The sequence below is a fragment of the Butyrivibrio sp. genome, assembly GCF_017940685.1.
Lineage (GTDB): Bacteria > Bacillota > Clostridia > Lachnospirales > Lachnospiraceae > Butyrivibrio.
Window position 1 is genome coordinate 1 of sequence record NZ_JAGAYD010000063.1, and the last position, 10,011, is coordinate 10,011.

Sequence of the window (10,011 nt, forward strand, 5' to 3'; positions counted from 1 at the left end):
TGAAGTCCTGCTCCTTTCCAGGCGTTCTTGATTAACCGCTTTAATACATTGTCATTAACAAACATATCTACCTCCATCTATCCATTAGTTATTTGCAAACCATTCAATATCCCAGCCCAGGTGCTTGTGAATATCAAGGGCGTAATCCCATTCCTGAAGGTTTATTGCTTTCTGCAGCTTTTCAATTCTCTCAAGCATCTCTCCTCTTCTTGCAAACCTGTCATCAGAATGTTCGTGGCTATCTACTTTAGCTCCCTTGCTCTCTTCCTGTGGTAAAAGATCCTCCGATGGCTCCGGTTTATTGTCCTCCGGGAGAGCTGCGTTATTTTGTTGCGACGTCGCAACAGGCTGTGCCTCTTCGTACACGGGCTTTATGCGGCTTTCGGGATTTTCGCTTTCTTCTTTTTCAGTGTTTTCAATGCTTTCAAGATTTTCCTCTTTTTCAGATTGCTCTTCCGCTTTGGGATTAATCAGAGTTTCAGGATTTTCGTTTTCTTTAACTTCTGATTCTGCCTGTGTTTCTGTGGGCTCGTTTTTTGGAATGTCTGATGTTTCCTGTTGCGACGTCGCAACGGCTTTATAATATTCTGACCAAACATCTTCCTGTCCATAGGCACTGCAATATATCAAGTAAATAGTCTCAAGGAACTTATTCCAAGTCATTGTCAAAGGCTGGGGCTCTGTAAGGAGTCTGTATTTAATGCCTGTATTGTAGTCATACATGAACATGAAACAGATTCCCTTGCTATGACTCGCGCTTCCTGAAGGGTTCATGACCTCGGCTGCTTCCTTGTGCTTCGAATCGCATTCAAGAGCCATGACATTATTGAGCATATCTTTTTTGTCTTTGAAATAATCGATGATGCACAGCTCCAAAGGTGAGGGCTTATCCTCGTCTTCATCGGCTTCATCTGTACTTACTACGTTCTCCGGCTGCTGCCTGTCGAAGTTCTTAAGCTCTCTGATCTGCTTTACTGTTGTCTCTTCAGTGATAAGCTCACACTCAGAATCCGGGAGTGATAACATCTCAGAAAGCTTCGAGCTTGAAAATCCTTTGTACTGCTCCTTGAGTTCTAATGAATTACCGCCTTCTGAATACTTTTCATTGATTGCGATAAACCTTGAAACTGCACTCTTTGAAATTCCATACTCCTTCTGAGCGAACTCAAAGACGTCTTCTGCACCTCCGAAGTTACCGGAGTCCCGGATCTGCTTTAGGCGATATCCGATGTAAACAAAATTCTGAGCTGTCTCAGCGAGCTTATTCCTGATGTCTTCTACCCAGGAGCTCCACTCGTCCAATGTGATCTGATGATATTCTTCCATGTGTCCTCCTTAACCTGCTGCCTTTTGCAGCCCTTTTACATAGCTGTCTATCAGCTTTTGCATATTCGCTTCATCGGGCTTTTTGTCATAGGCCCCGTACCACTGCCTTACCTTTGCCACATCTGCTGATATTTCAATTGTGATAAAGGGCACTTCTGCTGTCTTTTTGTATCTCAAAAACAGTATGTAGCTCTTGTCATTGTTGTGACTACTTAAGTAGTTATCTCCTCCTACGCAGTGGTGAAGCCTTCTCCCTTCCCTTACAATTTCACCTGCATCTCTGGCCGGACGGATGATAAAGTTGTCATCCTCGTAATAGTATTTGCGGCGAAGCTTCCTGTACTCCTTCTTGATATGGGAATATTTTGTATTAGCCTCAAGAATCCGTTTATCGAGATGTTTTTTATCAGTTTCTTCAACCATCTTTCTGTGAGCTTCTTCAAGATTTCGCGGATGAAGGAATACTGTATTGTGAAGGTCGTAGCCTAGCTGTATCCTCATGATCAGATAATCGATATACTCTGTAGCAGTGTGCATCAAGAGGTTCCTTGCATTTGTGCATCCGAAAAATTCGCATCCGGCGTAGCCTTGAATATAATTGAGTAGTTTTTGGACCGATAAGACTCCAAGCACAGTTTCAAGATTGTCTGTATTTAATGGGTTTATAGATGCCAGTTTCTCAATCTGTTCGATTGTCCAGTGCTGTTCGAGTCTCTTTTCGAGTTTTAACACGTTCCATATAGCTTTTTCCCCGTGTTTCTGTGACAGGTATTTTATCCTGTCTTTTCTGATCATCAGATATTCTTGTGGGGTGGCTCCCTGGTTATTGAGATAGTAGGTATGATCAACGAGATCATAAAGTTTTAACTTCACCAGCATCTCAATCTGTGGGTTTTCTATGTATCTTTCAATGTAGCGCCTGAAATTAATCTCTCCCTTGTATGTACTGTATTCTTTGGCAGCGCAGTACTGCAGGCAGGTACCCTTTAATTCTTCCCATGTGTCGGGATGTATTAGAGCTTCGTCAATATTGATGCTGGCCAGACCATACAGATTACAGTCATCCCAAAAATCACCGCCTATATAAGGATTATGCTTGTGGTAGTCTATCTGCATCTTTTGGCCGTCAACGTATATCCTTGCTATCTCGGTGGCCGCCATGCTTTCCCTTGCTTCCGTAATCTTTTTTTCATCTGTCATGACCTGGAAGCGCTTTGTCAGCTCTATGTATCTGATGCAGGCTCCTGTTTCTTTATATTTTGAGCCCAGATAGAGATGCATTGTTATATCATGGTCATGTTTTTGTCTACCTGCTGACTTGAAAATGCCTTCTGCCTCGCAAACCGGACATTTCCCTTTTTGCCCTGCGACCGGTTCAGGTATATAATTCTCAAACTGGCTCTCATAAGTATCTCCTGCTCTCCATCTGCCCTCTGTGACATTTCCGCAGTGTGAACAGGCTATGCGTGCCCTGCTGCCTTTCTTGGTGTAATAGATGTAATGCTTCTCCCCGAACAGCTCCTTATCTGCATACCGGATGATTTTATGCTCATCTATAGGTTTAATAGCATTTATTCTAGCCTTAAGCCTTTCATTCCTTAGATCGTTGGCTCGCTGCTTTTTCTTGGCCACGCAATAGTCTTCGTGTTGATTAAACAGATCGAACCACCTTATATATTTGTTTTGGTATGTTGCCGATCTTTTTAAAAACTTTCTTATCCTGTTTAAATCCTGCTCGGATGAAAGTACATTTGCCGTTGCCCTCTCGTTGTAACCTCTTCCTTCAGGCTGCCTGTCCTCACACCACACAAAGCCCATGCCCCATGTATAGGAGTCCATTTTTCTATGTGACCACAAGCCGTCTCTTGTGTCGTACACGGCCCAGTCATCCTTACTGGCAGCATATCTGATAACAGGTGTCTTCTTGTCTCTGGCTCTGTTCTTGTAGATCTCAAGGAGTAAGATCTTCTCCTCACCTATCTTTTTCACGGCTGTAACCCCGACAAAAAGAACGCCTTTGCTGCGCACCAGTTCTTTAAGCCCAATGAACGGCAGCGCTTCAATCTTCTTTTTCTTCATGGCCGCCTCACTTTCCGAGGTAGTATTCTGTTATGAGCTTCTTGACTGTTGCCATACCCGGAATACCAAATGTCACCTTGCCGGCGTTTACGCCTGCTGCCTTTAGGATCTCCTTATCGATTGGTCTCTGATGACCAAAGGACCACTTGAGGATGTGCGCAATACATCCGTTAAAGGTCTTCCCTTTGCCCCTAACTGCCTGTGACATAGAGTCATCTTCCATGCATCTTTGCTTTATGTATTCACACCAGTCGCTTATAAGCTCCTCTGCCTTAACTTCCTTTGATTCAATCTCAAGCTTGCCGATGGCAGCTGACATATCATCGCAGAGGAATGGGATTATCCCATCAATAAAAGCGTTGGCCACTTCTTCGTCAATTCCATTCTCCTTTGCAAGGGCCTTGATTGAGTCCCTGTCGCCCTCGTTTTTTAAATTGTTCGCAAGCTCATTGATCTCTCTTGCGCTTTCCATTTCTCCGAATTTGTCAAACATGTTATCTCTCCTTTCATGCTCCACACTCGTTCTCCATCCAGGATGAGTATGAGTGCCTGTCACATAGTACCGTTTCAATGGTGTTATCCTTCAATAGCTCGTTGAAGCTTTCCCATTCTTCTTTACAGCGAATCTCTTCGCCTTTGCTATTCTTGTATCCTGTCATCTTCCAAGCTTCGTACCACTTATTCTGAATGGCAGATGCAAGGACTCTGTTCTGAACATGGATCTTGAGACCGCATGGCTTTTTAAGTCTCTGCAATGCTTCATTTATGGCTTTAAGCTCTGCATAGTAACTTGTAGCCTGCTCTATGTCCTTTGCTCCTTCTGTCATGGTGGCAGGTCCTTTTGATGTCTGAAACTCAAGAACAAATATATATTTCCCATCTGCCTGGCCTACGCCTTTGATGGATGTGTGAATGTAAAGGTCAATGTTATCCATCCCTGCTCCTTTTCTTTATCCGTACCTCTGTGTAGCAGAGATACGATAGGCCCGTAAACTTATTGACACCTTTCCGGACGGAGTTCTGATCAATGTAGAAACCTTCTCTGGGCTTTAAGTCCTTTTGTCCTGTGAGGATCTTCTTTAAGGTCCAATGACTATATCTGTGTTTCTCCGGTACTGGCCTCTTTAAGTTCCTGCTGGTTGATATTGAAAGGATCTTCTTTCGGTCCTCGTCTCTGAAAGTAAATTCAATCTGTCCTATATGTTCCACATCGGGCTTCTTGCATATATACTCTGCCAAGCCTCCGAACCCTCCGCTGTCGTCTATGGTCTGATAGTCAATAGCTCCTGCGTCATCCGTGACCGCCTTCCATGAATCACGTATCAGAAGATCTCCGTCCGGTATTCTGTTTATGACCATGTGGCAGTGAAGTCCTCCCCTCTTGCCGATCTCGATTCTATAGACGAACATAAGGGGCTGTCCTCTTGCCTTATACTTTTTCCTCAATCCATCAAGGAACTTCTTAACGTCTGCCTTAACTGCCTGGATCTCTTTTCTGGTCCCGGCCTTATACTTGACTGTTATCCAGTAGTCCCCCGGATAGAAGTTAAGCTGAAGCGTTCTCCTTAACCTCTTTATCCTGTTCCATTGATTTTGCTTCTCGATCTGAAGGGGAGTCGGCTTTTCTTTCTTCTCTCGCTTTTCCCTTTTCGCTCCATATTTACCTTTGAAATTTATCTCGTGCTCAATATAATTTGGTGAACTGAATATCTTCTCACTGTATGCCATTGATCCCCAACTGCTCCCCTAACTTTAATATGGTTATAAAGCTATAAAAACTAGATAAAATCTAGCTTTTCCTTGATTTTATGGGTTCAATGTAGTACAATATCTATGTCAAATATGTTATGTACTACAAGAACTTGAGAGCTTCCCTGGCTCTCTTTTCTTTTGCTCATTTTCATAAACTCTCAGGTTCAATATCATCTGCTTATAACAGTCTTCCAGCTCTCCTTTAGACCTGTAGAGCAGCTTCTTGTCTTTCCCTGTATCTTTATATATCTCAATAACATCTTCGTCCGGCTTAAAGACTGATGCCTTGATATGGGAGAGCAGCCGATATCTCTTTCGAAGTGGCTCGTACACTTCATAGAATTGCTCTTGTGGTGTTTTTTCCATTCCCTTTTACTGCACCTTTCATTCCCTTTTATCTACTTCTTGGTGAAAAAGTTGTGATGTTTGTAGTTGAAGGCAAACTTAAACCACTTCTCCAGGATGTCTGTGCCTGTTACCTCAAAGGCTATGATCCCAGGACTGACATCTCCGGTCTCAAGTCTTGCAAGAGCTGTGCCACTGTCTCCGGATGGCTTTGCTGTTTCAATCCTCCCGTCAGCCACACAGCTAAATTGGTATATCTTCTTGCCTTCCTTGGTGACTCCGTACTGATTGATGACCTCATGGATAGTTGAGGGATATTCCGGATCCTGTACCCGGTTCCATACCACACTCATGACAAGCCACTGGCCCTCACATCCTTCTCCTTCAGCTTCTGCTGTGGCCAGCTTCTTAAGCTCTGTAGCTTCGTCATAGGTCAGCTCTATCACTTCCCCTGCTGCCGGTGGAAGTTCTTCTGCAGGTTGTCTAACTTCTGCATACTCGACTTCCTGGACTGGCCCATCGACTGCCATATCCTCTGTTTGTTCTTTTTCTTGGATATAGGTGTGAATTTCTTCATCCGGTATTTCCTCCCATAAGGTTTGCGTCTCCTCCGGTACCTGTAGTGATATTCCCGACAGGATCAATAACATTCCTGCTGTTATTAACATCCCCTTTAGCTTTCTCATGGTTTCCTCTCTCTATTTAGTTAGTGCACTTGGCTTTCCTGTATTTTTCCAGTTCGTCTGTATCGAACAGCATCGGACTGTTCACCGCATTAGACATCTTCCAGGCTATCTTCTGACCGGGCATATTGAAGATTTCCCGAAGGCTTCGCTCTGGCCATCCCATTTTTACAAGCTCTGTGGCTCTCATTACTTTTGATGGATAATTCATGTGCTGCTCCTTTCTGTTGCGACGTCGCAACGTGCTATAATCTCCGTATAGGAGGTTTGATAATTATGAATACTGATTTACTGTCAAAACTGATCTGCGAACAAGCTTTAAGAAATATGGATTCTGCGGCAGTTTCCAAAGTTATTGCGAGCCAATATCCCGAAGCCATTCCGTCTGATCAGGCCCAAGCAATAATCGATGTAACCGTAAGGCTGTCCATCACTACTTCTGTTCGTCTGACTCTTTCTGCTTTAGACCAGCTCGGTGTTCTTCCAGATATTTCCGAATCCGATTTGCGCAAGTTACTATTTCGTCCTTTATGATTTCCTGAATCTGAATCTCCGGATTGTTGTCAGTAATACCTGAGAGATCTACTGCTTTAACAGCTGCCTCGCACATCTCCTGGATTGCTTTATTTACTTCATCTGTTGAATTCTTCATATTCCCTCGCTCCGCTGTGTGAATTCAGCTGTTGGTTAAGATTGTTTAGTAGATACATATGTCAATATGTATCTACTATTTGTTACTATTTCTCTGAGGGGTTCCCCTTAGAGAAATCCGCTCCAGCCCCGATTGGTTTAGTTTTCTAAACTATTATTGTAAAAAAATATACGGGGATATCCTCGTTGGAAATATGTAACGCCTGAGTCATTCTAGCGATTTCATCCTGTGAGAAGTTTGATTGGTTATTTAATCGCTGACTTAATGTCACGCGTCCTAGTCCTATTTTGGATGCAAGCGCATCCTGAGTACCGCAAACTTCCTTGATTTTTCCCTTAAGCTTACTGTAATCAAACTGTATGCTCTGCATATCATTTACTCCTTTCCGTTTAGCTTTCTAAACTGTTTGTATATTAGCACACCTTTGTTTAACGCGTCAATATATTTTTTAACTTTTCTAAACTTTTTGTTGCGTTATCTAAACATTTATATATAATGAGGGTAGGAGGGATTTGATATGAAAAAGAGTAATACGTCTGCTCGATTAAAAGAAATAATTGCATTAAAAAATGTAAAACAGATAGACATAATAGAGTCCACTGGAATTACAAAGGGAGCTTTAAGTTCTTATATCTCAGGAAGATATGAACCTAAGCAAGATAAGATATATATTCTTGCAAAATACTTTGATATAAGCCCTGCATGGTTAATGGGATATGATGTGCCAATGCAATCAAAGCCTGCTGCCTCTGCTCCATCCTCAGATCTTTCTCTTGATCCTGAAGAGACCAGGCTTATAAATACTTATAGGAGCTTTAACAAAACCGGCAAGGCCAAACTAATGGATTACCTGGCTGATCTTGATAGCTCTCCCAGAAACCACGGGGAAGTGCTGGATTCATATACAGATTTAACAGAAAAGGATAATCTGGCCTGATGGGGCTTGAGAGTGATACTTGATAAAATTAAAGAGTATAGACTTTCATATAAAACAAGAAGCGCCCTTTTAAGGCGCTTCCGTAACTCCTTCTTCCTATTATTTGGTAGACGAGCTATTATTCTTTCTTGTAGTTTTAAGAAATGCAGTAATTATTGATCCGAAACCTGCTGCTCCGAATACAGCCGCCGCAAGAGCACCTGATGACTCAGGAAGCACAATGATGATCGTAAATGCTACTCCAAGGCTTCCTATACCAAGGATGAATGCAAGTATAATTCCTAATAGGCTGTCTCTCGCTTCTATCTCAACCTCTCTTTTTTCCAGTTCCTGCCTGTGTTGAGATTGCTTTTCGGCCATTTGTAATATCCTATCAGCGGATCCCGGCAATGTCTTCTCATAGCCTGCCAGCGATTCCGGTGGTGGAATTGGCCCACTAAATTCCCTGACAGCTAAAGCGACGACTTTGCGTAAATCCTCTTCACCTTCCAGAACAAGTTCTGGTTCAGAAAGCTCTTTATTACTTTGCTGTTGCGTAAGCTCTTGTTTCTTTTTGGATGGTTTTTCCGACAATTGCCCAGTCTCCTCTCAGCGCCTGATAATCTTTGTATCTGTCGTCATCAAGATTCGGATACTTATTATCAGCAATTACACTAATAGCCCTTGCATAACCTTCAAGGAAGCTGTTACTGATTATTATTTTCCTACGTGCTTTCATCAATAATCTCCTTTCAGTCCTGTAAGAGAAATATTATTTAATATACATCTACTTGTGCCCACAAGTCAACAGTTCTATTTGTGTACTTTAAGTATATATTTTTTATCAATTTATTACAACCGCAATCAATTGTAGTCGTTATATCGTTTGTACCATATATAGATAAGGAGGTTTTTATGGCCAAAGCGAAGTATAAATACAATGAACGTATCCAGGGATGGAGTACTCTTGTCTGGGATGGTACCTATACCAAGACAGGAGAAAAGCATAGGAAGGCTTTAGTTTCCAAGAAATCCTCGGCGGATCTTGAAAAGCAGGTGGCAGAGTTTAAAGCTCAGCTTAAGAATGGTGGTGCCTTAAACTATTCCGGAATGACTTTTCCTCAGTATGCCCAAAAGTGGTTTGAGATCAGCAAGGCTACCTCTGAGATCAATACTCAGAGAATGTACCGGACAACCATTAAATACTTTGACTGTCTGTATGATGTCAGGATATCCGATGTCAGACATTCACACCTGCAGATGGTCATCAATAATAACGCTGATCATCCTAAGACCTGTAAGAACATAGAAACCACCTTCAGGCAGATCATACGAAGTGCTGTAAGGGACAAGCTGCTGCCCCGGAATGCTCTTGAAGATATCTGTTCTGACATCACACTTCCTAAGTATGTGAAACCCTCTAAAAGGCCTCTTAACGAGACTGAGAAAGAAGCTTTCCTGAAGGCAGAGCTCTCACCCATGAAGCAGGCTTTTGTTTCCATACTGTATGCGTGCGGCCTAAGGAGAGGAGAAGCCCTGGCTCTGACAAGATTTGATTTTAACTGGGAAAGGAACGAAGTGAGTATAAACAAGGTTATTGTCTTTGACGGGAACAATCCGGTGCTCAAGCCTTATCCGAAATCAGAAAGAGGCGTCAGGACCATACCAATACCTGCTGCCATGGCACCAAGAATAAAACCTTATGTGGAATCCTGCGACGGTTATCTGTTCCATGGTAGGGATTCTGAGATGATGACAGAAACATCCTTTAGAAGAATGTGGGCGTCAATCATTACCTCAATGAACATGGCAGCCGGATATAACCCTCAGGCCAAGAAATTTAAGGGAGAAAAACCGATAAAGGATCTTACCTGCCACATCTTCAGGCATAACTACTGCACAGAGCTGTGCTATAAGGTGCCTCAGATCAGCACGAAAAAGATTGCCCAGCTCCTTGGTGATACCGAGAAAATGGTCCTGGATGTTTACAGTCATATTGTTGACTCAAAAGAGAACGTTGTGGAAACCATAAATGAAGCTTTGGGGATGTAGCAAACATACGTTTACTTACATTTTTATTACATTAATGTAAAAATGGACCCAAAATTACCGATTTTTTACATTTACTTTTAACTACTTTTAGTTACTTTGAACTACAATAAAAATAAGCGGAACGCCCATATTTACTAGGTGTTCCGCTTATTTCTTATAAGTGTGCGTGACAGGATTCGAACCCACGACCTTCTGGTCCGTAGCCA

The 10,011-nt window shown here is 42.5% G+C and carries 14 protein-coding genes; 3 read left to right on the plus strand and 11 right to left on the minus strand.

Annotation, left to right across the window (positions count from 1 at the left end; translation table 11 throughout):
- Positions 1-84 precede the first annotated feature (84 nt).
- The 8 genes from J6I68_RS04610 to J6I68_RS04645 form a co-directional block, all read right to left on the minus strand.
- A complete protein-coding gene (locus tag J6I68_RS04610; RefSeq protein ID WP_292217894.1) occupies positions 85-1,326 on the minus strand; it encodes a hypothetical protein in 1,242 nt (413 codons plus the stop codon).
- Positions 1,327-1,335: 9 nt separating this feature from the next.
- Positions 1,336-3,405 (minus strand): PcfJ domain-containing protein, encoded by a 2,070-nt coding sequence (locus J6I68_RS04615; RefSeq protein WP_292217897.1) that lies wholly within the window; start codon positions 3,403-3,405, stop codon positions 1,336-1,338.
- 7 nt (positions 3,406-3,412) lie between these two features.
- Positions 3,413-3,898, minus strand: coding sequence for a hypothetical protein (locus tag J6I68_RS04620; RefSeq protein ID WP_292217898.1), 486 nt, complete (start codon positions 3,896-3,898; stop codon positions 3,413-3,415).
- A 13-nt stretch (positions 3,899-3,911) separates the two neighbouring features.
- The gene (locus tag J6I68_RS04625; protein WP_292217899.1) at positions 3,912-4,340 is read right to left on the minus strand and encodes an RNase H family protein; all 429 of its coding nucleotides are present in this window, start codon (positions 4,338-4,340) and stop codon (positions 3,912-3,914) included.
- Positions 4,333-5,133 (minus strand): rolling circle replication-associated protein, encoded by an 801-nt coding sequence (locus J6I68_RS04630; protein WP_292217901.1) that lies wholly within the window; start codon positions 5,131-5,133, stop codon positions 4,333-4,335. The genes J6I68_RS04625 and J6I68_RS04630 overlap by 8 nt, the downstream gene beginning before the upstream one ends.
- 117 nt (positions 5,134-5,250) lie before the next feature.
- Positions 5,251-5,523 carry a hypothetical protein gene (locus J6I68_RS04635; RefSeq protein ID WP_292217902.1) on the minus strand — a complete coding sequence of 91 codons (273 nt, stop codon included), beginning with the start codon at positions 5,521-5,523 and terminating at the stop codon, positions 5,251-5,253.
- 32 nt (positions 5,524-5,555) lie between these two features.
- Positions 5,556-6,188, minus strand: coding sequence for a cell wall hydrolase (locus J6I68_RS04640; protein WP_292217903.1), 633 nt, complete (start codon positions 6,186-6,188; stop codon positions 5,556-5,558).
- Between the two features lie 16 nt (positions 6,189-6,204).
- On the minus strand, positions 6,205-6,396 hold the full coding sequence (locus J6I68_RS04645; RefSeq protein WP_292217906.1) for a hypothetical protein: 192 nt from the start codon (positions 6,394-6,396) through the stop codon (positions 6,205-6,207).
- 65 nt (positions 6,397-6,461) lie between these two features.
- Here J6I68_RS04645 and J6I68_RS04650 point away from each other — a divergent pair, with 65 nt between their 5' ends.
- The gene (locus J6I68_RS04650; protein WP_292217907.1) at positions 6,462-6,719 is read left to right on the plus strand and encodes a hypothetical protein; all 258 of its coding nucleotides are present in this window, start codon (positions 6,462-6,464) and stop codon (positions 6,717-6,719) included.
- Between the two features lie 263 nt (positions 6,720-6,982).
- Here the strand turns inward: J6I68_RS04650 and J6I68_RS17410 are convergent, their stop codons facing one another.
- The gene (locus tag J6I68_RS17410) at positions 6,983-7,207 is read right to left on the minus strand and encodes a DUF739 family protein (RefSeq protein WP_292217910.1); all 225 of its coding nucleotides are present in this window, start codon (positions 7,205-7,207) and stop codon (positions 6,983-6,985) included.
- A gap of 147 nt (positions 7,208-7,354) precedes the next feature.
- Here J6I68_RS17410 and J6I68_RS04660 point away from each other — a divergent pair, with 147 nt between their 5' ends.
- Entirely contained in the window at positions 7,355-7,774 is a 420-nt protein-coding gene (locus J6I68_RS04660) for a helix-turn-helix domain-containing protein (protein WP_292217912.1), read from the plus strand.
- Positions 7,775-7,873: 99 nt separating this feature from the next.
- On the opposite strand, the gene J6I68_RS04665 is transcribed toward J6I68_RS04660, so the two are convergent.
- Entirely contained in the window at positions 7,874-8,347 is a 474-nt protein-coding gene (locus J6I68_RS04665; protein ID WP_292217914.1) for a DUF2335 domain-containing protein, read from the minus strand.
- Positions 8,295-8,492 carry a hypothetical protein gene (locus J6I68_RS04670; RefSeq protein WP_292217915.1) on the minus strand — a complete coding sequence of 66 codons (198 nt, stop codon included), beginning with the start codon at positions 8,490-8,492 and terminating at the stop codon, positions 8,295-8,297. Before J6I68_RS04670 ends, J6I68_RS04665 begins: the two co-directional genes overlap by 53 nt.
- A 176-nt stretch (positions 8,493-8,668) precedes the next feature.
- Here J6I68_RS04670 and J6I68_RS04675 point away from each other — a divergent pair, with 176 nt between their 5' ends.
- Positions 8,669-9,805 (plus strand): tyrosine-type recombinase/integrase, encoded by a 1,137-nt coding sequence (locus J6I68_RS04675; protein WP_292217918.1) that lies wholly within the window; start codon positions 8,669-8,671, stop codon positions 9,803-9,805.
- Positions 9,806-10,011: the final 206 nt, after the last annotated feature.